We start from the raw sequence: 21,202 nt of genomic DNA on the forward strand, positions 1-21,202 counted from the left end.
GCCATGGAAGAGAAGCTGCGCTTCGCCATCCGTGAAGGCGGCCGCACCGTCGGTGCCGGCATCGTCGTCACCATCAAAGAGTAATTTAGACTTAAACCGATCTGTCGCGGGCGCAGGATTTGCCCGCGCCGCGCCAGAACAAGGAAGTGACGCATGAACGGACAGAATATCCGCATCCGCCTGAAGGCGTTTGATCACCGCGTGCTTGACGCCTCGACGAAAGAAATCGTGTCGACGGCCAAGCGCACCGGAGCAAACGTCCGCGGCCCCATTCCGCTGCCGACGCGGATCGAAAAGTTCACGGTCAACCGGTCGCCTCACGTCGACAAGAAGAGCCGCGAGCAGTTCGAGATGCGCACGCACAAGCGTCTGCTCGACATCGTCGATCCGACCCCGCAGACGGTCGATGCTTTGATGAAGCTCGATCTGGCCGCCGGTGTCGACGTCGAGATCAAGCTCTAAGGGAATGAGAGCGCGGTAAGGGGCGGTGCCCCTGGCCCGGAACTCTAAAGGAATTGAACCGATGCGTTCAGGTGTGATTGCAAAGAAGGTGGGAATGACCCGCATCTATAATGATGCCGGGGAACATGTTCCCGTCACCGTTCTCCAGATGGAGAACTGCCAGGTCGTGGCTCAGCGCACGCAGGAGAAGAACGGCTATACGGCCGTCCAGCTCGGCGTTGGCCTTGCCAAGGTGAAGAACACGTCGAAGGCGATGCGCGGCCATTTCGCGACCGCTTCCGTCGAGCCGAAGGCGAAGGTCGCCGAGTTCCGCGTCTCCGCCGACAACATGATCGATGTCGGCGCCGAGATCACCGTCGAGCACTTCGTCGCCGGCCAGAAGGTCGATGTGACGGGCACGACGATCGGCAAGGGTTTCCAGGGCGTCATCAAGCGCCATCACATGGGTGGTGGCCGCGCGACGCACGGTAACTCGGTTTCGCACCGTACGCACGGTTCGACCGGCCAGCGTCAGGACCCGGGCAAAGTGTTCAAGGGCAAGCATATGGCTGGCCACATGGGCGACACCCGCGTCACCACACAGAATGTCGAGATCGTTTCGACCGACGCCGATCGCGGCCTGATCCTGATCCGCGGTGCGGTTCCCGGATCGAAGGGCGCCTGGATCCTGGTCCGCGATGCGGCCAAGGTGGCACTGCCGGCCAATGCGCCGAAGCCTGCCGCGATCCGCGCCGTTGCTGCCGAGAGTGGCGCCAAGAACGAGGCTCCGGCCGCAGAGGGAGCAGAATAATGGATCTCAAGATCACAACGCTTGGCGGCAAGGACGCCGGCAAGGTGAAACTCTCCGAGGAGATTTTCGGCCTTGATCCGCGCGAGGACATCCTGCAGCGCGTCGTGCGCTGGCAGCTGGCCAAGCGCCAGCAGGGCACGCACAAGGCCAAGGGACGCGCCGAAATCGCGCGCACCGGCGCTAAGATGTACAAGCAGAAGGGTACGGGCCGCGCCCGTCACCATTCGGCACGCGCTCCGCAGTTCCGCGGCGGCGGCAAGGCCCACGGCCCGGTCGTTCGCAGCCACGAGCACGATCTGCCGAAGAAGGTGCGCGCTCTGGGCTTGCGGCATGCTCTCTCGGCCAAGGCCAAGAGCGCGTCGATCATCATCATCGACGAGCTGAAGCTGACCGAGGCCAAGACGAAGGCGCTGATCGCGAATTTCGCGACACTGGGCCTGACCAACGCCTTGGTGATCGGCGGTGCCGAGCTTGACCAGAACTTCAAGCTGGCGGCGACCAACATCCCGAACATCGACGTGCTGCCCATCCAGGGCATCAACGTCTACGACATTCTGCGCCGCGGCACGCTGGTCCTTTCGAAGGCCGCCGTCGAGGCTCTCGAGGAGCGCTTTAAATGACCGACCTCCGTCATTACGACGTGATCGTCTCGCCGGCGATCACCGAAAAGTCGACCATGGCTTCCGAGAACAACCAGGTTGTTTTCAACGTCGCCAAGAAGGCGTCGAAGCCGGAAATCAAGGCCGCTGTCGAAGCGCTGTTTGGCGTCAAGGTTACGGCCGTGAACACGCTTGTCCGCAAGGGCAAGATCAAGCGCTTCCGCGGCACGATCGGCCGCCAGAGCGACGTCAAGAAGGCGATTGTGACACTGGCCGACGGCCAGTCGATCGACGTCGCGACGGGTCTCTGAGCTAGGCCGCGAGGACAACAAACATGGCACTTAAAAAATTCAACCCGGTAACGCCGAGCACCCGCCAGTTGGTCATCGTCGACCGCTCGGGCCTCTACAAGGGCAAGCCCGTCAAGGGACTGACCGAAGGCCTGACCAAGTCGGGCGGCCGCAACAATCACGGCCGCATCACGGCCCGCTTCATCGGCGGCGGTCATAAGCGTTCGTACCGCATCATCGACTTCAAGCGCCGCAAGTTCGACGTCGTCGGCACGGTCGAGCGCATTGAATACGATCCGAACCGCACCGCCTTCATCGCGCTGATCAAGTATGACGATGGCGAGCTGTCCTACATCATCGCTCCGCAGCGCCTTGCCGCCGGCGACAAGATCGTGGCCGGTGAATCGGTCGACGTGAAGCCAGGCAATGCGATGCCGCTGGCCTCGATGCCGGTCGGCACGATCGTCCATAACATCGAGCTGAAGCCGGGCAAGGGCGCCCAGGTTGCCCGCTCGGCAGGTGGCTACGGACAGCTGGTCGGTCGCGACCAGGGCATGGCGATCCTGCGCCTCAACTCGGGCGAGCAGCGGGTCGTTCACGGCTCCTGCATGGCCACCGTCGGCGCCGTGTCGAACCCCGACCACGGCAACATCAACGACGGCAAGGCCGGCCGCACGGTCTGGCGCGGCAAGCGCCCGCACAATCGCGGCGTGACCATGAACCCGGTCGACCATCCGCATGGCGGTGGTGAAGGCCGCACCTCCGGTGGCCGTCATCCGGTCAGCCCGTGGGGAAAGCCGACCAAGGGCAAGAAGACGCGGTCCAACAAGGCGACCGACAAGTTCATCCTGCGCTCGCGCCATCAGCGCAAGAGCTAAGAAGAGGTAACGCCAAGTGACTCGTTCTATTTGGAAAGGCCCCTTCATCGACGGCTACCTTCTCAAGAAGGTGGACAAGGTTCGTGAAGGTGGTCGCAATGAGGTGATCAAGATGTGGAGCCGTCGCTCCACCATCCTGCCGCAGTTCGTCGGCTTCACCTTCGGTGTCTACAACGGCCAGAAGCATGTTCCCGTCTCGGTGAACGAGGACATGGTCGGTCACAAGTTCGGTGAATTCGCTCCGACCCGGACCTATTACGGTCACGGCGCGGATAAGAAGGCGAAGAGGAAATAATCATGGGCAAGGCCAAAGCTCCGCGCAGGCTTGCTGACAACGAAGCGCGCGCCGTTCTGCGCACGATCCGTATCAGCCCGCAGAAGCTGAACCTGGTTGCCGCGCTGATCCGCGGCAAGAAGGTCGCGACAGCGCTTTCCGATCTCGAATTCTCGGCCAAGCGGATTTCCGGCACGGTCAAGAAGACGCTGGAATCGGCGATCGCCAACGCGGAAAACAACCACGACCTCGACGTCGATGCACTGATCGTGGCGGAAGCCTATGTCGGCAAGTCGATCGTCATGAAGCGGTTCCATGCTCGTGGCCGCGGTCGCGCCAGCCGTATAGAAAAGCCGTTCTCGCACCTCACGATCGTCGTTCGTGAAGTCGAAGAAAAAGGGGAGGCCGCATAATGGGTCAGAAAGTCAATCCGATCGGTCTGCGCCTCGGCATCAACCGCACCTGGGATTCGCGCTGGTTCGCGAACACCGGCGAGTACGGCAAGCTGCTGCATGAGGACATCAAGATCCGCAAATATCTTGAAAAGGAACTCAAGCAGGCTGCGATTTCCAAGGTCGTGATCGAGCGCCCGCACAAGAAGTGCCGCGTCACCATCCATGCGGCGCGCCCGGGCCTGATCATCGGCAAGAAGGGCGCCGACATCGAAAAGCTTCGCAAGAAGCTGATGGAGATGACGAAGTCCGAGACGCACTTGAACATCGTTGAAGTGCGCAAGCCGGAAATCGACGCAACCCTGGTCGCCCAGTCGATCGCCCAGCAGCTCGAGCGTCGTATCGCGTTCCGCCGCGCCATGAAGCGCGCCGTTCAGTCGGCGATGCGCCTGGGCGCCGAAGGCATCCGCATCAACTGCGCCGGCCGTCTCGGCGGCGCAGAGATTGCACGCATGGAATGGTACCGCGAAGGCCGCGTGCCGCTGCATACGCTGCGCGCCGATGTCGACTATGGCACGGCCGAAGCGCATACGGCTTACGGCATCTGCGGCGTCAAGGTCTGGGTGTTCAAGGGCGAAATCCTCGAGCACGATCCGATGGCTTCGGAGCGTCGCGCGACCGAGGGTGATGCTGCGCATGGCGGTGGTGGTGATCGCGAACGCGGTCGTCGTCGCGAAAACGCCTGATTATTTAGGAATTTGGAGTTAGAACGATGCTGCAGCCAAAGCGCACAAAGTTCCGCAAGCAGTTCAAGGGCCGTATCCATGGTACCGCAAAGGGCGGCACCAACCTGGATTTCGGTGGTTTCGGGCTGAAGGCGCTTGAGCCGAACCGCGTCACCGCGCGTGAGATCGAGGCGGCCCGCCGCGCGATCACTCGTGAGATGAAGCGTGCCGGCCGCGTGTGGATCCGTATTTTCCCTGATGTGCCGGTGACGTCGAAGCCGACTGAAGTGCGCATGGGCAAGGGCAAGGGCGCTGTCGATTACTGGGCGGCGCGCGTAAAGCCGGGCCGCATCATGTTCGAGATCGACGGCGTCAACGAAGAAACCGCCCGTGAGGCGCTGCGTCTCGGCGCGGCCAAGCTCTCGGTCAGGACGCGCTTCGTACAGCGCATCGCAGAATAAGGACGGGCTGATCATGAAAGCCGAAGACATCCGGACCAAGACCCAGGACCAGCTGACCGACGATCTGGCCAGCCTGAAGAAGGAGCAGTTCAACCTGCGCTTCCAGAAGGCCACCGGCCAGCTCGAGAAGACCGCGCGCGTGCGGCAGGTTCGCAAGGACATTGCGCGTATCAAGACCATCGCTGCGGAAAAGTCCGCGGCCAAGAAGGCTTAAGGACGAAAATCATGCCAAAGCGCATTCTGCAGGGCACTGTCGTCAGCGACAAGAACGAGAAGACGGTAGTCGTCAAGGTCGAACGGCGCTTCACGCATCCCGTGATGAAGAAGACCGTGCGCATGACCAAGAAGTACAAGGCGCACGACGAGAACAACGCCCACAAGGTCGGCGATCAGGTGTTCATCCAGGAATCGAAGCCGATTTCCAAGGACAAGCGCTGGATCGTCGTGTCTTCGGACCAGGCGTAACAAACCGAATTTTGGACAGACCGGGGAGGGGCTTTGAGCCCGTCCCGTTAGAAGAGAAGAAGGCGGCCAGTCATGATTCAGATGCAAACAAACCTCGACGTCGCGGATAATTCCGGCGCCCGTCGTGTCATGTGCATCAAGGTGCTGGGCGGCTCGAAGCGGAAATACGCTTCCGTAGGCGACATCATCGTGGTGTCGATCAAGGAAGCCATTCCGCGCGGCCGCGTTAAGAAGGGCGATGTGATGAAGGCGGTCGTGGTTCGCACGGCCAAGGACATCCGCCGCCCGGACGGCAGCGTGATCCGTTTCGACAAGAACGCGGCCGTTCTCGTCGACAACAAGAAAGAGCCGATCGGCACGCGTATCTTCGGACCGGTTCCGCGCGAACTCCGCGCCAAGAACCACATGAAGATCATCTCGCTCGCGCCTGAAGTGCTGTAAGGAGCCGGACCAATGCAAAAGATTAGAAAAGGCGACAAGGTCGTCGTGCTGGCCGGCAAGGACAAGGGCCGTTCGGGCGAAGTCCTCTCGGTTCAGCCGAAGGAAGACACCGCGCTGGTGCGCGGCGTCAACATGATCCGTCGTCACCAGAAGCAGTCCCAGTCCCAAGAGGGCGGGATCATCACCAAGGAAGCGCCGATCCAGCTGTCGAACATCGCGCTCGCCGACCCCAAGGATGGCAGGCCGACCCGCGTCGGCTTCATCTTCCAGAAGGACGGCAAGAAGGTGCGCGTCGCCAAGCGCTCGGGAGAAGTCATCAATGGCTAAGGCTCAAACCACGAAGCCCAAGGCTGAAAGCAAACAGTCCAAGGCCCAGAACACGCCGCGCCTCAAGCAGGTCTACAACGAGACCATCCGCAAGGCGCTGCAGGAGCAGTTCGGCTACGAGAACGAGATGCAGGTTCCGCGCATCGACAAGATCGTGCTGAACATGGGCGTCGGCGAAGCGACCGCGGATTCGAAGAAGCCTTCGATCGCGGCCGAAGACCTGGCGATGATCGCCGGCCAGAAGGCCGTCGTCACCCGCGCCCGTAATTCGATCGCCGGCTTCAAGGTCCGCGAGAAGATGCCGATCGGCGCCAAGGTCACGCTGCGCAAGGAACGCATGTACGAGTTCCTCGACCGTCTCGTGAACATCGCACTGCCGCGCGTCCGCGACTTTCGCGGACTGAATCCGAAGAGCTTCGATGGCCGTGGCAACTACGCCATGGGCATCAAGGAACACATCGTGTTCCCGGAGATCAACTACGACAAGGTTGATCAGATCTGGGGCATGGACGTCATCGTTTGTACGACTGCGAAGACGGACGACGAAGCCAGGGCATTGCTCAAGGCCTTCAACTTCCCCTTCCGCCAGTAACGGCAGCGAGAAAAGGAAAAATCTGAAATGGCAAAGACCAGCTCAGTCGAGAAGAACAACAGGCGCCGCAAGCTTGCCGACCAGTACGGTCCCAAGCGCGCAGCGCTCAAGGCGATCATCATGGACCAGTCCAAGCCGATGGAAGAGCGTTTCCGCGCTCAGCTGAAGCTTGCTGCCCTGCCGCGCAACTCGGCCAAGATCCGCATCCGCAACCGCTGCGAAGTTACCGGCCGTCCGCGCGCCTATTATCGCAAGCTCAAAGTATCGCGCATCGCGCTTCGTGATCTCGGCAATAACGGCCAGATCCCGGGCCTGGTCAAGTCGAGCTGGTAAGGAGGACATAACATGTCATTGAGCGATCCTCTCGGCGATATGCTGACCCGCATCCGCAACGCGTATGGCCGTAAGAAGTCGAGCGTTTCGACGCCGGCGTCGCGCCTGCGTACCCGCGTCCTCGACGTGCTGAAGGCTGAAGGCTATATCCGCGACTACAGCCAGACCGACTTCGACAACGGCAAGTCCGAAATCGAAATCGAGCTGAAGTATTTCGACGGTGCTCCGGTCGTGCGCGAAATCGCCCGCGTCTCGAAGCCTGGCCGCCGCGTTTACGTTTCGGCCAAGTCGATCCCGCACGTCGCCAACGGCCTCGGCATCGCCATCCTTTCGACGCCGAAGGGCGTGATGGCCGATCACGAAGCACGCGAACAGAATGTCGGCGGCGAAATCCTCTGCCAGATTTTCTAATTCGGCAGACCTGAAACAAGAGAAGTGACGAGGACAACCAAATGTCTCGTATTGGAAAGAAACCCGTTTCGCTGCCGCAGGGCGTGACCGCGACCGTCAACGGCCAGACCGTGACGGCGAAGGGCCCCAAGGGCGAGCTGAAGTTCGTGGTGAACGACGAAGTGCTGGTCAAGATGGAAGGCAGCGAAATCGCTGTCCAGCCGCGCGACCAGACCAAGACCGCCCGCTCCAAGTGGGGCATGTCGCGCACGCAGATCGTCAACATCCTGCAGGGCGTCAAGGACGGTTTCGAGAAGAAGCTCGAGATCACCGGCGTCGGCTATCGCGCGGCACTTCAGGGCAAGAACCTGCAGCTGGCGCTTGGCTTCAGCCACGACGTCGTTTACGAGACGCCGGCCGGCATCACGATCACTGTGCCGAAGCCGACGGAAATCACCGTGACCGGCATCGACAAGCAGCAGGTCGGCCAGGTTGCAGCCGAGATCCGCGAGTATCGCGGTCCCGAGCCCTACAAGGGCAAGGGTGTCCGCTATGCCGGCGAGAAGATCGTCCGCAAGGAAGGCAAGAAGAAGTAGTAGGCCTGGTCCCGAAAAGTTGCAGACTTTTCGGAAAAGGCCAAGCCAAAGAAGTGCAACGCCGCGGGGAGCGGTCGCGGGAGGCGCTTTCGCCTACCGCACATGGCGGCCCCCGTTTTTTGAAGGCAAGGAAGATTATCATGGCTACCAAGGAATCCATCCAGCGCCGCGCGCAGCGCGTCCGCCGCCAGATCAAGAAGGTCGCCGGCGAACGTCCGCGTCTCTCGGTCCACCGCACGTCGAAGAACATTTACGTGCAGGTCATCGACGACGCCAAGGGCCACACCATCGCGGCTGCATCGACGCTCGAGAAGGACATCAAGGGTTCGCTCAAGACCGGCGCCGACACCGAGGCAGCAGCCGCTGTTGGCAAGCTGATCGCCGAGCGTGCTTCGAAGGCCGGCGTCAAGGAAGTCGTCTTCGACCGCGGCGCCTACATCTATCACGGCCGCGTCAAGGCGCTGGCCGAGGCTGCCCGTGAAGGCGGTCTGAGCTTCTAATTGCCTGTTCCCGAACCGAAGGTCAGCGCAGCAAAAAGTTGCAGACTTTCGGACAAGATCATGCAAGGAAAAATAATTCGCCCCCGGTGACCCAAAGAGGCGCACCGGATCTTATCAGCAACCGTGCTTCCGGAAAAAAACAAGGAACAGGATATGGCACAGGAACGTAGGGATGGCGGCCGCGGCCGCGATCGTGAAGAACGCGATGACGGCATGGTGGACAAGCTCGTCCACATCAACCGTGTCGCCAAGGTCGTCAAGGGCGGCCGTCGCTTCGGTTTTGCAGCACTCGTCGTCGTCGGCGACCAGAAGGGCCGCGTCGGCTTCGGTCACGGCAAGGCGCGCGAAGTGCCGGAAGCGATCCGCAAGGCAACCGAGTCGGCCAAGCGCGACATGATTTTCGTGCCGCTGCGCTCGGGCCGCACGCTGCACCACGACGTCGAAGGACGCTGGGGCGCCGGACGCGTGCTGCTGCGCGCTGCCAAGCAGGGTACCGGCATCATCGCCGGCGGCCCGATGCGCGCTGTCTTCGAGACGCTCGGCATGCATGACGTGGTCGCCAAGTCGATGGGTTCGTCGAACCCCTACAACATGGTTCGCGCCACATTCGACGCGCTGAAGAGCCAGATGCATCCCAAGGATGTGGCTGCTGCGCGCGGCATCAAATATTCGACCCTTCAGGCCCGCCGCGGCACCGCCGTTGCGGCTGAAGAATAGTCGATCTGACCAGGGATTTTGACCATGGCCAAGAAAGCAACCAAGACCATCACCGTTGAGCAGATCGGTTCGCCGATCCGCCGCCCGAAGGAACAGCGCGCAACGCTGGTCGGCCTCGGCCTCAACAAGATGCACAAGCAGCGCACGCTGGAGGACACTCCCTCGGTGCGCGGCATGATCGCTGCCGTCCAGCATCTCGTCCGCGTCGTGGACGAGGGCTGAGCAAAAGCGCAGGAGAACCCAGATGAAACTCAACGATCTGCGTGACAAGGACGGCGCGACGCACTCCAAGAAGCGTCTCGGCCGTGGCATCGGCTCCGGCTCCGGCAAGACCGGCGGTCGCGGCGTCAAGGGCCAGAAGGCGCGCTCCGGCGTTGCCATCAACGGCTTCGAGGGCGGCCAGATGCCGCTCTATCGGCGCCTGCCGAAGCGTGGCTTCAATAACATCTTCGCCAAGAGCTTTGTCGTCGTGTCGCTGGCTCGTATCCAGACGGCGCTCGATGCCAAGAAGCTCGACGCCAAGGCGACCGTGACGGCCGAGGCACTCGTTGCCGCCGGCGTCATCCGCCGCGTCAAGGACGGCGTGCGCATCCTCTCGGACGGCGAGCTCAAGGCAAAGCTTGCCTTCGACGTCGCCGGCGCCTCCAAGGCCGCGATCGAGAAGATCGAAAAGGCCGGCGGTTCGGTCAAGCTGCCGGAAGCGGCAGCGGAGTAACAGCAATTTGAAGCGCGGTCGGCAGGAACGGTATCCGTTTTTGTTCACGATTGCGCTTTGATCCGATCAATTAGGCGGCCGCGTCAACGCGGCCGCTTGCATGTTTAGAGCCCGGAGCTTATCTCGTGAGCTTCGGTGCCACGCGCCGCCTGAGCTGCGGGCATCGAGCGTGACATACAAATCAAAGAAGTAGCGCATGACGTTGTCCGAAAACCGCTACACACTTTTCGGCATCATGCTCTAGCGGAGAATCAGGCATGGCTTCGGCTGCTGAACAACTAGCCTCGAATCTGAATTTTGCGGCTTTCGCCAAGGCGGAGGACCTGAAGAAGCGAATCTGGTTCACCGTCGGCGCGCTGCTCGTCTATCGCCTCGGCACCTATATCCCGCTGCCCGGCATCAATCCGGATGCATTCGCGCAGGCCTTCTCTTCGCAGGCCAAGGGCGTGCTCGGCATGTTCAACATGTTCGCCGGCGGCGCCGTGCAGCGCATGGCGATCTTCGCGCTCGGTATCATGCCTTACATCTCAGCCTCCATCATCATGCAGCTGATGACCTCGGTCATTCCGTCGCTGGAAGCGCTGAAAAAGGAAGGCGAGCAGGGCCGCAAGGTCATCAACCAGTACACGCGCTATGGCACGGTACTCCTGGCGCTGGTGCAGGCCTACGGCATTTCAGTGGGCCTGGAAGGCGGCAACGGCATCGTCAACGATCCCGGCATGTTCTTCCGCATCTCGACCGTCGTCACGCTGGTTGGCGGCACCATGTTCCTGATGTGGCTGGGCGAGCAGATCACCGCCCGCGGCATCGGCAACGGCATTTCGCTGATCATCTTTTCCGGCATCGTCGCCGGCCTGCCGCGCGCCATCTCCGGCACGCTGGAGCTCGGCCGCACCGGCGCCCTATCGACCGGGCTGATACTCGCGATCATCGTGCTGGCCATCATCGTCATCGCGCTGATCGTGTTCTTCGAGCGTGCGCAGCGCCGCCTGCTGATCCAGTATCCGAAGCGCCAGGTCGGCAACCGCATGTTCCAGGGCGATACCTCGCATCTGCCGCTGAAGCTCAACACGTCGGGCGTCATTCCGCCGATCTTCGCGTCGTCGCTGCTTTTGCTGCCGGCAACGGTCGCTGGCTTCTCGCAGACGACAAACCTGCCGGCATGGGCAAGCACCGTGCTCGCCTCGCTCGGCCACGGCCAGCCGCTCTACATGCTGTTCTATGCGGCAATGATCGTGTTCTTCGCCTTCTTCTACACGGCCATCGTGTTCAATCCGAAGGACACCGCCGACCAGCTCAAGAAGCATTCCGGCTTCATTCCGGGCTACCGTCCGGGTGAGCGCACCGCCGATTACATCGACTATGTCCTGACGCGCATCACCGTCGTCGGCGCCATCTATCTGGTGCTGGTGTGCCTGCTGCCCGAGTTCCTGATTTCGGCGACTGGCGTACCATTCTACCTCGGTGGCACATCGCTTCTGATCGTGGTCAGTGTAACCCTCGATACGGTCGCGCAGATCCAGGGTCACCTGATCGCGCACCAGTATGAGGGCCTGATCAAGAAGTCGAAGCTGCGTGGGGGGAAGAAGGCCAGATGAGATTGATATTGCTTGGGCCGCCAGGAGCGGGCAAGGGGACGCAAGCACAAAGACTGGTAGAAAAATACGGCATACCGCAGCTGTCGACGGGTGACATGCTGCGGGCGGCCGTGCAGGCCGGCACCGAAGTCGGCAAGCGCGCCAAGGCGGTGATGGATGCCGGCGAGCTGGTTTCCGACGCCATCGTCAACGCCATCGTGGCCGAGCGCATCGATCAGCCCGATTGCACCAACGGTTTCATCCTCGACGGATATCCGCGCACGCTGGTGCAGGCTGATGCGGTTGAATCGATGCTCGCCGAGCGCGGCATTGACCTCGATGCCGTGATCGAGTTCGTCGTCGACGACAAAGCGCTGGTCGCCCGCATCGTCAAGCGCGCCGACGACGCCAAGGCCGCCGGACAGCCGGTGCGCAAGGACGACAATCCGGTGGTGTTCGAAGAGCGCCTGCGGGAATATTACAAGAAGACCGCGCCTCTGATCGGCTATTATTATGCCAAACGCTCGCTTAGGAGTGTCGACGGCATGGCCCCTGTCGACACCGTGACGGCGGAGATTGAAGCGCTGCTCGCGGCGGTGACGCGGGAGACCGTTACGGTAAAGTAAAGATTGCGCTTGACTGGAACGGTTCGCTGGGTTATGGCGGCCCGTCTTCCTATCAGGCATGAGGCTTGCTTGTCCGCAAGGGCAAGGCAGCCGCATTGAAACCAGGGAACTCCCGCAAGGGCCGGCCTCCACCGGACGCGGGGTAATTTGAACAGCGCCGCGCATGCCTTTTTTTGAAGGCCGGCCGGTCCCACATGGAGAAGAGAAGAATATGGCTCGTATAGCCGGCGTCAACATTCCGACCAACAAGCGCGTCGTCATTGCGCTTCAGTACATTCACGGCATTGGCAAGAAGTTCGCCCAGGAGATCGTCGACAAGGTCGGCATCCCGGCCGAGCGCCGCGTCAACCAGCTGACCGACGCGGAAGTGCTGCAGATCCGCGAGACCATCGACCGCGACTACCAGGTCGAAGGCGACCTGCGCCGCGAAGTGTCGATGAACATCAAGCGTCTGATGGACCTCGGCTGCTACCGCGGTCTGCGTCACCGCCGTTCGCTGCCGGTTCGCGGCCAGCGCACGCACACCAATGCACGCACCCGCAAGGGCCCGGCCAAGTCGATTGCCGGCAAGAAGAAGTAAGTGAGCGAATAGCGAGTAGCCATTAGCGAGTAGGGGTTCCCTATTCGCTGGTCCCTGCTCACTACTCGCTTTCAAAGGTGGAGCCGCTGGCATTACGGCGGTGTAGAGATCAACTGAAAGGACTATCATGGCCAAGGAAGCCGCTCGTGTTCGCCGTCGCGAACGCAAGAACATCTCGTCGGGCGTTGCCCACGTCAATTCGACCTTCAACAACACGATGATCACCATCACCGATGCGCAGGGCAATTCCATTGCCTGGTCGTCGGCCGGTGCCCAGGGCTTCAAGGGTTCGCGCAAGTCGACCCCGTTCGCCGCCCAGATGGCTGCCGAAGACGTCGCCAAGAAGGCCCAGGAACACGGCATGCGCATGCTCGAAGTCGAGGTCTGCGGACCCGGCTCCGGTCGTGAATCGGCGCTTCGCGCCCTGCAGGCGGCCGGCTTCACCATCACTTCGATCCGTGATGTGACGCCGATCCCGCACAATGGCTGCCGCCCGCGCAAGAAGCGCCGCGTCTAAGACATTACCGAACGCCGCGTGAGCGCCTCAAGGCGCTCCTCCACGGCACTCCAGGTCGCCCGCCACGATTGGATGGTGGCGGGTCAACGGAAGGAAAGCATCATGATCCAGAAAAATTGGCAGGAACTGATCAAGCCGAACAAGATCGAGTTCTCGTCGAAGAAGAAGACGCTGACCACGCTGGTCGCCGAGCCGCTCGAGCGCGGCTTCGGCCTGACGCTCGGCAACGCGCTGCGCCGCGTGCTTTTGTCTTCGCTGCGCGGTGCGGCTGTCACCGCCGTGCAGATCGACGGCGTTCTGCATGAATTCTCGTCGATTGCCGGCGTGCGTGAGGACGTGACCGACATCGTCCTCAACATCAAGGAAATCGCCATCCGCATGGAAGGCGATGGTCCCAAGCGCATGGTCGTTCGCAAGCAGGGCCCGGGTGCGGTTCTGGCTGGCGACATCCAGACGGTTGGCGACGTCGAAATCCTCAACCCCGACCACGTCATCTGCACGCTGGACGAGGGCGCTGAAATCCGCATGGAATTCACCGTCGACACCGGCAAGGGTTACGTGCCGGCCGACCGCAACCGCGCCGAAGACGCGCCGATCGGCCTGATCCCGGTCGACAGCCTGTATTCGCCGGTCAAGAAGGTCTCCTACAAGGTCGAGAACACCCGCGAGGGCCAGGTTCTCGACTATGACAAGCTGACCATGACCATCGAGACCGACGGTTCGATCTCGGGCGAGGACGCGGTGGCATTCGCGGCCCGCATCCTGCAGGACCAGCTTGGCCTGTTCGTCAATTTCGACGAGCCGCAGAAGGAAGTCGCCACCGAGGCCGTCACCGAGCTCGCCTTCAACCCGGCGCTGCTCAAGAAGGTGGACGAGCTCGAGCTTTCGGTGCGTTCGGCCAACTGCCTGAAGAACGACAACATCGTCTACATCGGCGATCTCATCCAGAAGACCGAAGCCGAGATGCTGCGCACCCCGAACTTCGGCCGCAAGTCGCTGAACGAGATCAAGGAAGTGCTCGCGGCGATGGGCCTGCACCTCGGCATGGAAGTGCCGGACTGGCCGCCGGAAAACATCGAAGACCTCGCCAAGCGTTACGAAGACCAATATTGAGCATGAATTTCCAAGGATCGGCGGCGTGGGCCGCTCGATCCGACGGTCATGCGGAAAACCATCAGAGGCCACGGCCTCTTGAACAACTGAAGAAGGAAAAGAGCCATGCGCCACGGTTTTAAAGGCCGCCGCTTCGCCCGAAGCATTAGCCATCGCAAGTCGATGTTCGCCAACCTCGCCGTGTCGCTGCTCGAGCACGAACAGATCGTCACCACCCTGCCGAAGGCGAAGGATTTGCGTCCGATCGTCGAGAAGCTGGTGACGCTCGGCAAGCGCGGCGACCTGCATGCGCGCCGCCAGGTCATTGCCCAGATCGGCAATGAAGGCGTCGTCAAGCGTCTGTTCGACACCATCGCGCCGCGCTACGCCACCCGCAATGGCGGCTATCTGCGCATCATGAAGGCCGGCTTCCGCCACGGCGACAATGCCGCCATGGCAGTCATCGAGTTCGTCGATCGCGACACCTCGGCCAAGGGCGCCGGCGACCGCGCTCGCCTCGAAGCTGAAGGCACCAATGAGGAAACCGCGGCCGCATAAGGCTGGGGGTTTCTGGATGAATTCAAAGGGGCCTTCGGGCCCCTTTTTGTTACCAGCGTCCTACGTTTAGCGAGCCTTACGTTTAGCGAGCAAGCGTCAGGTAGTCGCGACCGCTAAGCAGATTCCAATTGAAGGCGCCGGGGATCTCTTCGAACGCCGGTTGGGGATAGGAATAGATACTGTCGAGGGTGGCGCGGGAATCGATATCGCTGACCACTTGCGACACGGTGGAATTGGCCAGGTATTTTTGGGCGTCCCCATCTTTGATGAAGTCTGTATCGACTCGGAAATGAATCTGAATGGGACCCGCGCAGATGTTCAGCAAGATATCGTCGCTCAAGGCGGCGTAGAAAACCGCTGCCTCTTCTGGAGCCCAAAGGCCGGCAGCCAGGAATTCCGAAGGCTTCGTCTCTCCACTGAACCCATCCAATGAGAGCACAAGGCGATCGGTGAGAACCTCAAAATCACCTTCGAGATAGCCCGCTTCTTCGATCTGAAACCAGTTCATCCAATGAGGTGCTTCTTCATCAAAGGAAATTTCGAGCTTTCCGAAAGTCCAATAGACCGGAATCGTCTCTGCATGTTCCGTGATCCAGCCGTGAGGCGGACCTAGCATACTGGCGATGTCGATCATTTTCAGAGAAGGGAAAACAGGCCCAAAAGTGCCGGTCTTCAAAAAGTCACGGAATGACAGGAGTTGTTTTTTCATGAGGGCCGACGAAGGTTTTCAGTTGCAAGTCGACCTATAGCTGCTTTGCTGCCCAGAATAATCGGATTTCAGCGGCTTAGCCTTTCATTTTGCACAATCGTCGGGACAATGCCCCCGAACTTGCCTTGGAGGATTCGCGAATGCGCGCCAACCGACTGTCTCTTGTTCTGCTCTTCGCCATAATGGCGTTCGCAGCCGCGCCGACAGTCAGGCAGGCTCTGGCCGAGGACGCCGCCAAGCCAGCCGATCCGGGGCTCTCCGATGTGCTGACCGACCTCCTGCATGGCGTCGAGGGCGAGAACGGCACCTCCGGTCCCGACAAGCGCGTGCCGTTCGGCCGCGAAGAGGTGCAGCTGTCGTTTGCGCCCCTGGTCAAGCAGACGGCGCCGGCGGTGGTCAATGTCTATGCGTCGCAGACGGCCAAGGTCACGTCGCCCTTTGACGGCGATCCGTTCTTCGAGGAATTTTTCGGCCGCGCGCAGCCGCGCGCGCAATCCTCGCTCGGCTCGGGCGTGCTGGTCGACCCGAGCGGCGTCGTCGTCACCAATTTCCACGTGATCAAGGATGCCGACGAGGTCAAGGTCGCGACCGCCGACGGGCGCGAATTCACCTCGAAGGTCATGCTCAAGGACGAGACGCTCGACCTCGCCGTGCTCAAGATCACCTCCGACAAGCCGTTTCCGGTGATCGCCATCGGCGATTCCGACGCGCTCGAGGTCGGCGACCTGGTGCTGGCCATCGGCAATCCGTTCGGCGTCGGCCAGACCACCACCAGCGGCATCGTTTCGGCGCTTGCCCGCAGCCATATCGGCGTTTCGGATTCGGGCTACTTCATCCAGACCGACGCCGCCATCAATCCCGGCAATTCCGGCGGCGCGCTGATCAACATGGGCGGCCAGCTGGTCGGCATCAACACCGCCATCTACAGCCGCAGCGGCGGCTCGATCGGCATCGGCTTTGCCATCCCCGCCAACATGGTGCGCGCCTTCGCCGACGCGGCCAAGGCCGGGCTCGATTTCTTCGAGCGGCCCTATATAGGCGCCGAATTCGAAGCGGTCACACCGCAGATCGCCGAATCGATGGAGAAGCCGACCGGCGCGCTGGTGTCGTCGGTTGAGGAAGCCGGACCGGCGGCCAAGGCAGGGCTGAAGCCCGGCGATGTCGTGCTGCAGCTCAATGGCACGACGGTCGAAGGCATCGAGGCGCTGGATTACCGCATGGCGACCCTGTCGATCGGCACCAAGGCGACCTTCGCCATCCTGAGCAAGGGCCAGCAGGCGACGATGGAGATCGCACTGGAGCGCGCGCCGGAAGGAGCCAAGGCTTCGGAAGTGACGCTGCATGGCCGCAGCCCGTTTTCCGGCGCCAAGGTCGCGGAACTGTCGCCCAGGCTCGCCCAGCGCCTCGGCCTGCGCACCGACCTCAAGGGCGTCACCGTGGTCGACATCAACCGTGATTCGCCGGCCGCCGATTTCGGCTTCCAGCCAGGCGACATCGTGCGCGAGGTGAACGGCACGACCGTCGATACGGCAGCCGTACTGGCGCAGCTTGCCCAGCAGGATACACGCTGGTGGCGCTTTACCGTCGAGCGCGGTGGGCAGATACTGCGCCAGGTGTTGCGTTACTGAGGCGATCTTCCCATTTCTGAGGATCGTGCTCCAACCAGAAGACCTAGATGGCCGATCTGTTCAGCGTCGATGAACCGGAAAGAGCGCCCCCCGGCCGGCCGCTTGCCGACCGGCTGCGTCCGAAAAACCTCGGCGAGGTCGTCGGGCAGGAGCATCTGACCGGGCCGGACGGAGCGTTGACGCGGCTCCTCAATTCTGGTTCGCTCGGCTCGATGATTTTCTGGGGACCGCCCGGTACCGGCAAAACAACCGTGGCGCGACTGCTGGCCGGTGAGACAAGCCTTGCTTTCGAGCAGATATCGGCGGTGTTTTCCGGCGTCGCCGACCTGAAGAAAGTGTTCGAGGCGGCAAAGCTGCGTCGCACCAATGGCCGCCAGACGCTGCTGTTCGTCGACGAGATCCATCGCTTCAACCGCGCCCAGCAGGATTCGTTTCTCCCGGTCATGGAGGACGGCACGGTGGTGCTGGTCGGCGCCACGACCGAAAATCCGTCCTTCGAGCTGAACGCCGCGCTTCTGTCGCGCGCGCGGGTGCTGGTGTTTCACTCGCTGGGCGAGGACAGCATCGCCAAACTGATGACGCGGGCGGAGGAGACGGAGGGCAGGGCGCTGCCGCTCGACGACGAGGCGCGGGCGATGCTCATCCGCATGAGCGATGGCGACGGCCGGGCCTCGCTGACGCTGGCTGAGGAAGTCTGGCGCGCCGCCAAACCCGGCGAGGTTTTTGATCCCGAAGGGTTGCAGCGCATCGTGCAGCGCCGCGCGCCGATTTACGACAAGGGCCAGGACGGCCACTACAATCTGATCTCGGCGCTGCACAAATCGGTGCGCGGGTCCGATCCCGACGCGGCGCTCTACTATCTCGCCCGCATGTTCGACGCCGGCGAGGATCCGCTCTATCTCGGCCGCCGGCTGGTGCGCATGGCGATGGAGGATATCGGGCTGGCCGACCCGCAGGCGCTGGTTATCGCCAACGCCGCCAAGGACGCCTACGACTATCTCGGCTCGCCCGAAGGCGAACTGGCCTTCGCCGAGGCCACCGTCTATCTCGCCACCGCGCCCAAATCCAACGCCGTCTATACCGCCTTCAAGGCAGCCACGCGGGCGGCGAAGGAGTTCGGTTCGCTGCTGCCGCCCAAGCACATCCTCAACGCGCCGACCAAGCTGATGAAAGAGGAGGATTACGGCGCCGGCTACCGCTACGATCACGACCAGCCCGATGCCTTTTCCGGCCAGGACTATTTCCCCGAAAAGATGGGCCGGCAGACCTTTTACGATCCGCCCGAACGCGGCTTCGAGCGCGATATCAAGAAACGGCTGGACTATTGGGCAAAGCTGCGCAGCGAGCGGGAAAAATAGGTGCGCGGGACAAACGGGACGAACTCGGCTGCCTGCGATGAACTGAAATTCTGTCCTCGCCAGTCACAGCAGTGTGATTGTACCGCATGACAAAAAGCCCTATCACGTCGCATGACTCGGCCGGGAGGCTGCCAGGACGGGCGATAATTCGGAACGGGGACAGCGCGCCGCGCGAACAGAAAATGACAAAATCCCTTCGCAAAACGCTTCGCCAGGCTGTGATTGCTGTCCCGCTGCTCGCGCTCGGCTTCTATTTCATTCCGATCCTGACCACGATCTGGATCGTCTGCGGCCTGATCGATGTGCTGCGCAACGCCAACAAGGATCTGTCGCTGTTGCGCGGCTATTTCCTCGGCAATGGCATCTTCACCTGGCTGCTGTCGCCCTTCAATCTGCTGGTGGACCTCGTTTGCTACAGGAACCCGGGCGTGTGGAAGCTGGAGCAGTTTCCCGCCGATTATCAGCGCGAGGTCAACGAGGTTCTTGACGTCTTCAAGGCGCGCAAGGACGAGATCATCGCCGATATCGACGCCAATTTCGGCACCGGTCGTCGCGGCATGTATGTCTATCAGTGGTACGGCAAGCACCGGATCGACAATGTCGCGGAATTCAACAAGGATTTCAAATACATCAAGACCATTGCCGTGTCTGTCTTCAGAGGCAAGGAATCGACTTCCTGGCATTTTGGACCGCTGCGGCTCAGCCTGCGCATCCTCTACAATCTCTTGCCGGTGAAGGCAGAGGTTTTCGTCGAATGCAACGGCGCCAGGAATTACTGGCACGACAACCCGCTCTATATTTTCGACGACACGCTGCTGCACCGCTCGGTCAACGAGTATGATGGGCGCCGCTACTGCGTGTTCATGGACATCATCCGCCCGTCGCCGTTCCCCGGTTTCATCGCCGGACTTCTGGCCATCGTTTCGGTCACCGTCGAGCGCATCAATTCCATGTTCTACAAGAACTGGAACATGATCGGCTCGAGCAAGGCAAAGAAGGTCGAGACGACCTGAGGCGTTGGCCTGAAGGGATTGACCGCACTGCCTTGGCCGGGCAGTAAACGGGCATGTTCAATCTGCTTCTTGTTGTGGTCGGCGGCGGCATCGGCGCCGGCATCCGCCACCTGACCAACATCGGCACCTTGCGCCTCGTCGGCCCCAACTATCCCTGGGGGACGATGGCGATCAACATCGTCGGCTCATTTGCCATGGGGTTGTTCATCGCCGCGCTGATGCGGCGCGGCGGTTCCAATGAGCTCCGGCTGTTCGTCGCCACCGGCATCCTTGGCGGCTTCACCACCTTCTCCGCCTTTTCGCTCGATTTCGCGACCCTATGGGAGCGCGGAGCGACGCTGCCGGCGTTGGGATATGCGCTGGCCAGCGTCGTTGGCGCCATTATCGCCCTGTTTCTGGGACTTTGGCTCGCAAGAACCGTTTCATAGTGTTATTGCCCCGCCTGGAGCACGGCGCATCCTCCTGGACGCGCTGCAGAAACTTTGATCTTGCGCATGATCCTTTCCGAAAGCCGGAGTAGATTTTCGGGGTCACACGTTAGAAACGGATAAAGCGAAAATCATGGCAGGCGTAGAACAGATCACGGTGGAGGCCGGCGAGGCGGGCATGCGGCTCGATCGCTGGTTCAAGACCCATTTCCCCGGCCTCGGCTTTGGCCATCTGCAGAAGTTGCTGCGCTCGGGCCAGATCCGCGTCGATGGCAGCCGGGTCAAGGCCGACAGCCGTGTCGAGCCCGGCCAGGTGGTGCGTGTGCCGCCGCTCGAGGTCGACAAGAAGGGCGAGAGTGCGCTTACGGGTTACTCGATCCGCAACCAGGGCGACGCCGATGTGCTGGCCAAGATGCTGATCCACGAAGATCCAAAAGTCTTCGTCTTCAACAAGCCGGCGGGCCTGGCGGTGCAAGGCGGCTCGGGCGTCACCCGCAATGTCGACGACATGCTGGAGGCCTGGCGCAGCCAGAAGGGCGAGAAGCCGCGCCTGGTGCACCGGCTCGACCGCGACACGTCGGGCGTGCTGGTGGTTGCCCGCACCAGGCTTGCGGCGATGAAGCTTTCCGAGTCATTCCGGGCGCGTGAGACCAAGAAGACCTATTGGGCGCTGGTCAAGGGTGTCCCGCCCAAGCGTGAGGACAAGATCTCGACCTGGTTGATCAAGGAGCCCACCGAGGACGGCGACCGCGTGCGCGTGGCAGCCCATGGCGAAAAGGGCGCCGACCACGCCGTGTCCTACTACCGCATCATCGAGCAGGCGGCTCAGACGATGACCTGGCTGGAAATGGAGCCGTACACTGGCCGCACCCACCAGCTGCGCGTTCATGCCGCCTATATCGGCTGCCCGATCCTTGGCGACCCCAAATATTTCGAGGCCGACACCAACTGGGACTTTCCGGGCGGCATTCAAAACCGCCTGCATCTGCATGCGCGCCGCATCGTCATTCCGCACCCGGACAAGGGCGTCATCGACGTCACCGCGCCGATGCCGCCGCATATGCGCCAGAGCTGGAACCTGATCGGCTTCGACGACGCCAGCGCGGAGGACTGACATTGGCCGTTGCCTCGGCATTGGATCGCCGCGATGCGGTCGATCTGGCGGCTGC

At 61.7% G+C, this 21,202-nt stretch carries 34 protein-coding genes; 33 read left to right on the top strand and 1 reads right to left on the bottom strand.

Annotated features, from left to right (window positions below; all coding sequences use genetic code 11):
• The 28 genes from NKI35_RS23260 to rplQ all read left to right on the top strand — a co-directional run.
• Window positions 1–84 (top strand): EF-Tu C-terminal domain-related protein (locus tag NKI35_RS23260; RefSeq protein ID WP_455749504.1); only part of this gene is annotated, 84 nt, incomplete at its 5' end.
• A gap of 69 nt (window positions 85–153) precedes the next feature.
• Window positions 154–462, top strand: coding sequence for a 30S ribosomal protein S10 (rpsJ, locus tag NKI35_RS23265; RefSeq protein WP_010909272.1), 309 nt, complete (start codon window positions 154–156; stop codon window positions 460–462).
• Window positions 463–523: 61 nt separating this feature from the next.
• A complete protein-coding gene (gene rplC, locus NKI35_RS23270; protein ID WP_023682606.1) occupies window positions 524–1,252 on the top strand; it encodes a 50S ribosomal protein L3 in 729 nt (242 codons plus the stop codon).
• Window positions 1,252–1,872 carry a 50S ribosomal protein L4 gene (rplD, locus tag NKI35_RS23275; protein ID WP_023672750.1) on the top strand — a complete coding sequence of 207 codons (621 nt, stop codon included), beginning with the start codon at window positions 1,252–1,254 and terminating at the stop codon, window positions 1,870–1,872. Before rplC ends, rplD begins: the two co-directional genes overlap by 1 nt.
• Window positions 1,869–2,162 (top strand): 50S ribosomal protein L23, encoded by a 294-nt coding sequence (locus tag NKI35_RS23280; RefSeq protein ID WP_023672751.1) that lies wholly within the window; start codon window positions 1,869–1,871, stop codon window positions 2,160–2,162. The genes rplD and NKI35_RS23280 overlap by 4 nt, the downstream gene beginning before the upstream one ends.
• A 23-nt stretch (window positions 2,163–2,185) precedes the next feature.
• Entirely contained in the window at window positions 2,186–3,019 is an 834-nt protein-coding gene (gene rplB / locus NKI35_RS23285; RefSeq protein WP_023706515.1) for a 50S ribosomal protein L2, read from the top strand.
• A 16-nt stretch (window positions 3,020–3,035) separates the two neighbouring features.
• Entirely contained in the window at window positions 3,036–3,314 is a 279-nt protein-coding gene (gene rpsS, locus NKI35_RS23290) for a 30S ribosomal protein S19 (RefSeq protein ID WP_006205463.1), read from the top strand.
• 2 nt (window positions 3,315–3,316) lie between these two features.
• On the top strand, window positions 3,317–3,706 hold the full coding sequence (gene rplV, locus NKI35_RS23295; protein ID WP_006205462.1) for a 50S ribosomal protein L22: 390 nt from the start codon (window positions 3,317–3,319) through the stop codon (window positions 3,704–3,706).
• Complete coding sequence (gene rpsC, locus NKI35_RS23300; protein ID WP_023672753.1) at window positions 3,706–4,431, top strand: 30S ribosomal protein S3; 726 nt, start codon at window positions 3,706–3,708, stop codon at window positions 4,429–4,431. The genes rplV and rpsC overlap by 1 nt, the downstream gene beginning before the upstream one ends.
• Window positions 4,432–4,457: 26 nt before the next feature.
• On the top strand, window positions 4,458–4,871 hold the full coding sequence (gene rplP / locus NKI35_RS23305) for a 50S ribosomal protein L16 (RefSeq protein ID WP_006205460.1): 414 nt from the start codon (window positions 4,458–4,460) through the stop codon (window positions 4,869–4,871).
• A gap of 13 nt (window positions 4,872–4,884) precedes the next feature.
• Window positions 4,885–5,085: a 50S ribosomal protein L29 gene (rpmC, locus tag NKI35_RS23310; protein ID WP_006205459.1), complete on the top strand. Its 201-nt coding sequence runs from the start codon at window positions 4,885–4,887 to the stop codon at window positions 5,083–5,085.
• 11 nt (window positions 5,086–5,096) lie between these two features.
• Window positions 5,097–5,336 (top strand): 30S ribosomal protein S17, encoded by a 240-nt coding sequence (gene rpsQ, locus NKI35_RS23315; protein WP_010909280.1) that lies wholly within the window; start codon window positions 5,097–5,099, stop codon window positions 5,334–5,336.
• Window positions 5,337–5,408: 72 nt separating this feature from the next.
• A complete protein-coding gene (rplN, locus tag NKI35_RS23320) occupies window positions 5,409–5,777 on the top strand; it encodes a 50S ribosomal protein L14 (protein WP_006205457.1) in 369 nt (122 codons plus the stop codon).
• A 12-nt stretch (window positions 5,778–5,789) separates the two neighbouring features.
• Complete coding sequence (gene rplX / locus NKI35_RS23325; RefSeq protein WP_023691245.1) at window positions 5,790–6,104, top strand: 50S ribosomal protein L24; 315 nt, start codon at window positions 5,790–5,792, stop codon at window positions 6,102–6,104.
• Window positions 6,097–6,696, top strand: a complete 600-nt coding sequence (gene rplE / locus NKI35_RS23330) for a 50S ribosomal protein L5 (protein ID WP_023672755.1) — start codon at window positions 6,097–6,099, stop codon at window positions 6,694–6,696. The genes rplX and rplE overlap by 8 nt, the downstream gene beginning before the upstream one ends.
• Before the next feature lie 27 nt (window positions 6,697–6,723).
• On the top strand, window positions 6,724–7,029 hold the full coding sequence (gene rpsN / locus NKI35_RS23335; protein ID WP_010909282.1) for a 30S ribosomal protein S14: 306 nt from the start codon (window positions 6,724–6,726) through the stop codon (window positions 7,027–7,029).
• 12 nt (window positions 7,030–7,041) lie between these two features.
• Window positions 7,042–7,440 carry a 30S ribosomal protein S8 gene (rpsH, locus tag NKI35_RS23340; RefSeq protein WP_006205453.1) on the top strand — a complete coding sequence of 133 codons (399 nt, stop codon included), beginning with the start codon at window positions 7,042–7,044 and terminating at the stop codon, window positions 7,438–7,440.
• A gap of 41 nt (window positions 7,441–7,481) precedes the next feature.
• A complete protein-coding gene (gene rplF, locus NKI35_RS23345) occupies window positions 7,482–8,015 on the top strand; it encodes a 50S ribosomal protein L6 (RefSeq protein ID WP_023682603.1) in 534 nt (177 codons plus the stop codon).
• Between the two features lie 140 nt (window positions 8,016–8,155).
• On the top strand, window positions 8,156–8,515 hold the full coding sequence (gene rplR / locus NKI35_RS23350) for a 50S ribosomal protein L18 (protein ID WP_352671751.1): 360 nt from the start codon (window positions 8,156–8,158) through the stop codon (window positions 8,513–8,515).
• A gap of 153 nt (window positions 8,516–8,668) precedes the next feature.
• The gene (rpsE, locus tag NKI35_RS23355; RefSeq protein ID WP_006333394.1) at window positions 8,669–9,232 is read left to right on the top strand and encodes a 30S ribosomal protein S5; all 564 of its coding nucleotides are present in this window, start codon (window positions 8,669–8,671) and stop codon (window positions 9,230–9,232) included.
• Between the two features lie 24 nt (window positions 9,233–9,256).
• Entirely contained in the window at window positions 9,257–9,454 is a 198-nt protein-coding gene (gene rpmD / locus NKI35_RS23360) for a 50S ribosomal protein L30 (protein WP_006205449.1), read from the top strand.
• Window positions 9,455–9,476: 22 nt separating this feature from the next.
• On the top strand, window positions 9,477–9,947 hold the full coding sequence (rplO, locus tag NKI35_RS23365) for a 50S ribosomal protein L15 (protein WP_023672760.1): 471 nt from the start codon (window positions 9,477–9,479) through the stop codon (window positions 9,945–9,947).
• A 257-nt stretch (window positions 9,948–10,204) separates the two neighbouring features.
• Window positions 10,205–11,545 carry a preprotein translocase subunit SecY gene (gene secY, locus NKI35_RS23370; protein WP_023672761.1) on the top strand — a complete coding sequence of 447 codons (1,341 nt, stop codon included), beginning with the start codon at window positions 10,205–10,207 and terminating at the stop codon, window positions 11,543–11,545.
• Window positions 11,542–12,150: an adenylate kinase gene (locus tag NKI35_RS23375; RefSeq protein WP_023714162.1), complete on the top strand. Its 609-nt coding sequence runs from the start codon at window positions 11,542–11,544 to the stop codon at window positions 12,148–12,150. The genes secY and NKI35_RS23375 overlap by 4 nt, the downstream gene beginning before the upstream one ends.
• 211 nt (window positions 12,151–12,361) lie before the next feature.
• The gene (rpsM, locus tag NKI35_RS23380) at window positions 12,362–12,730 is read left to right on the top strand and encodes a 30S ribosomal protein S13 (protein ID WP_006205445.1); all 369 of its coding nucleotides are present in this window, start codon (window positions 12,362–12,364) and stop codon (window positions 12,728–12,730) included.
• A 127-nt stretch (window positions 12,731–12,857) separates the two neighbouring features.
• Entirely contained in the window at window positions 12,858–13,247 is a 390-nt protein-coding gene (gene rpsK, locus NKI35_RS23385; RefSeq protein ID WP_006205444.1) for a 30S ribosomal protein S11, read from the top strand.
• 102 nt (window positions 13,248–13,349) lie between these two features.
• Window positions 13,350–14,360, top strand: a complete 1,011-nt coding sequence (locus NKI35_RS23390) for a DNA-directed RNA polymerase subunit alpha (RefSeq protein ID WP_023682599.1) — start codon at window positions 13,350–13,352, stop codon at window positions 14,358–14,360.
• A 105-nt stretch (window positions 14,361–14,465) separates the two neighbouring features.
• Window positions 14,466–14,897: a 50S ribosomal protein L17 gene (gene rplQ / locus NKI35_RS23395; protein WP_352741570.1), complete on the top strand. Its 432-nt coding sequence runs from the start codon at window positions 14,466–14,468 to the stop codon at window positions 14,895–14,897.
• 82 nt (window positions 14,898–14,979) lie between these two features.
• Here the strand turns inward: rplQ and NKI35_RS23400 are convergent, their stop codons facing one another.
• Window positions 14,980–15,606 (bottom strand): hypothetical protein, encoded by a 627-nt coding sequence (locus NKI35_RS23400; RefSeq protein WP_352741571.1) that lies wholly within the window; start codon window positions 15,604–15,606, stop codon window positions 14,980–14,982.
• Window positions 15,607–15,746: 140 nt separating this feature from the next.
• Between NKI35_RS23400 and NKI35_RS23405 the strand changes: the two genes are divergently transcribed.
• The 5 genes from NKI35_RS23405 to NKI35_RS23425 all read left to right on the top strand — a co-directional run bounded on the left by NKI35_RS23405 (window position 15,747) and on the right by NKI35_RS23425 (window position 21,147).
• On the top strand, window positions 15,747–17,234 hold the full coding sequence (locus NKI35_RS23405) for a DegQ family serine endoprotease (RefSeq protein ID WP_352741572.1): 1,488 nt from the start codon (window positions 15,747–15,749) through the stop codon (window positions 17,232–17,234).
• Between the two features lie 47 nt (window positions 17,235–17,281).
• Window positions 17,282–18,592 carry a replication-associated recombination protein A gene (locus NKI35_RS23410; protein ID WP_352741573.1) on the top strand — a complete coding sequence of 437 codons (1,311 nt, stop codon included), beginning with the start codon at window positions 17,282–17,284 and terminating at the stop codon, window positions 18,590–18,592.
• A gap of 182 nt (window positions 18,593–18,774) precedes the next feature.
• Window positions 18,775–19,605: an aspartyl/asparaginyl beta-hydroxylase domain-containing protein gene (locus NKI35_RS23415; RefSeq protein ID WP_352741574.1), complete on the top strand. Its 831-nt coding sequence runs from the start codon at window positions 18,775–18,777 to the stop codon at window positions 19,603–19,605.
• 53 nt (window positions 19,606–19,658) lie between these two features.
• Window positions 19,659–20,033, top strand: a complete 375-nt coding sequence (crcB, locus tag NKI35_RS23420) for a fluoride efflux transporter CrcB (protein WP_023672768.1) — start codon at window positions 19,659–19,661, stop codon at window positions 20,031–20,033.
• Window positions 20,034–20,166: 133 nt separating this feature from the next.
• Entirely contained in the window at window positions 20,167–21,147 is a 981-nt protein-coding gene (locus NKI35_RS23425) for an RluA family pseudouridine synthase (RefSeq protein WP_023691252.1), read from the top strand.
• Window positions 21,148–21,202 lie beyond the last annotated feature (55 nt).

This window comes from Mesorhizobium sp. M0676 (assembly GCF_040320535.1).
Taxonomy (GTDB): domain Bacteria; phylum Pseudomonadota; class Alphaproteobacteria; order Rhizobiales; family Rhizobiaceae; genus Mesorhizobium.

Coding starts and splice junctions, on each gene's coding strand:
- rpsJ (WP_010909272.1), top strand. CDS start 154: ATGAACGGACAGAATATCCGCATCCGCCTGAAGGCGTTTGATCACCGC.
- rplC (WP_023682606.1), top strand. CDS start 524: ATGCGTTCAGGTGTGATTGCAAAGAAGGTGGGAATGACCCGCATCTAT.
- rplD (WP_023672750.1), top strand. CDS start 1,252: ATGGATCTCAAGATCACAACGCTTGGCGGCAAGGACGCCGGCAAGGTG.
- NKI35_RS23280 (WP_023672751.1), top strand. CDS start 1,869: ATGACCGACCTCCGTCATTACGACGTGATCGTCTCGCCGGCGATCACC.
- rplB (WP_023706515.1), top strand. CDS start 2,186: ATGGCACTTAAAAAATTCAACCCGGTAACGCCGAGCACCCGCCAGTTG.
- rplV (WP_006205462.1), top strand. CDS start 3,317: ATGGGCAAGGCCAAAGCTCCGCGCAGGCTTGCTGACAACGAAGCGCGC.
- rpsC (WP_023672753.1), top strand. CDS start 3,706: ATGGGTCAGAAAGTCAATCCGATCGGTCTGCGCCTCGGCATCAACCGC.
- rplP (WP_006205460.1), top strand. CDS start 4,458: ATGCTGCAGCCAAAGCGCACAAAGTTCCGCAAGCAGTTCAAGGGCCGT.
- rpmC (WP_006205459.1), top strand. CDS start 4,885: ATGAAAGCCGAAGACATCCGGACCAAGACCCAGGACCAGCTGACCGAC.
- rpsQ (WP_010909280.1), top strand. CDS start 5,097: ATGCCAAAGCGCATTCTGCAGGGCACTGTCGTCAGCGACAAGAACGAG.
- rplN (WP_006205457.1), top strand. CDS start 5,409: ATGATTCAGATGCAAACAAACCTCGACGTCGCGGATAATTCCGGCGCC.
- rplX (WP_023691245.1), top strand. CDS start 5,790: ATGCAAAAGATTAGAAAAGGCGACAAGGTCGTCGTGCTGGCCGGCAAG.
- rplE (WP_023672755.1), top strand. CDS start 6,097: ATGGCTAAGGCTCAAACCACGAAGCCCAAGGCTGAAAGCAAACAGTCC.
- rpsN (WP_010909282.1), top strand. CDS start 6,724: ATGGCAAAGACCAGCTCAGTCGAGAAGAACAACAGGCGCCGCAAGCTT.
- rpsH (WP_006205453.1), top strand. CDS start 7,042: ATGTCATTGAGCGATCCTCTCGGCGATATGCTGACCCGCATCCGCAAC.
- rplF (WP_023682603.1), top strand. CDS start 7,482: ATGTCTCGTATTGGAAAGAAACCCGTTTCGCTGCCGCAGGGCGTGACC.
- rplR (WP_352671751.1), top strand. CDS start 8,156: ATGGCTACCAAGGAATCCATCCAGCGCCGCGCGCAGCGCGTCCGCCGC.
- rpsE (WP_006333394.1), top strand. CDS start 8,669: ATGGCACAGGAACGTAGGGATGGCGGCCGCGGCCGCGATCGTGAAGAA.
- rpmD (WP_006205449.1), top strand. CDS start 9,257: ATGGCCAAGAAAGCAACCAAGACCATCACCGTTGAGCAGATCGGTTCG.
- rplO (WP_023672760.1), top strand. CDS start 9,477: ATGAAACTCAACGATCTGCGTGACAAGGACGGCGCGACGCACTCCAAG.
- secY (WP_023672761.1), top strand. CDS start 10,205: ATGGCTTCGGCTGCTGAACAACTAGCCTCGAATCTGAATTTTGCGGCT.
- NKI35_RS23375 (WP_023714162.1), top strand. CDS start 11,542: ATGAGATTGATATTGCTTGGGCCGCCAGGAGCGGGCAAGGGGACGCAA.
- rpsM (WP_006205445.1), top strand. CDS start 12,362: ATGGCTCGTATAGCCGGCGTCAACATTCCGACCAACAAGCGCGTCGTC.
- rpsK (WP_006205444.1), top strand. CDS start 12,858: ATGGCCAAGGAAGCCGCTCGTGTTCGCCGTCGCGAACGCAAGAACATC.
- NKI35_RS23390 (WP_023682599.1), top strand. CDS start 13,350: ATGATCCAGAAAAATTGGCAGGAACTGATCAAGCCGAACAAGATCGAG.
- rplQ (WP_352741570.1), top strand. CDS start 14,466: ATGCGCCACGGTTTTAAAGGCCGCCGCTTCGCCCGAAGCATTAGCCAT.
- NKI35_RS23400 (WP_352741571.1), bottom strand. CDS start 15,606: ATGAAAAAACAACTCCTGTCATTCCGTGACTTTTTGAAGACCGGCACT.
- NKI35_RS23405 (WP_352741572.1), top strand. CDS start 15,747: ATGCGCGCCAACCGACTGTCTCTTGTTCTGCTCTTCGCCATAATGGCG.
- NKI35_RS23410 (WP_352741573.1), top strand. CDS start 17,282: ATGGCCGATCTGTTCAGCGTCGATGAACCGGAAAGAGCGCCCCCCGGC.
- NKI35_RS23415 (WP_352741574.1), top strand. CDS start 18,775: ATGACAAAATCCCTTCGCAAAACGCTTCGCCAGGCTGTGATTGCTGTC.
- crcB (WP_023672768.1), top strand. CDS start 19,659: ATGTTCAATCTGCTTCTTGTTGTGGTCGGCGGCGGCATCGGCGCCGGC.
- NKI35_RS23425 (WP_023691252.1), top strand. CDS start 20,167: ATGGCAGGCGTAGAACAGATCACGGTGGAGGCCGGCGAGGCGGGCATG.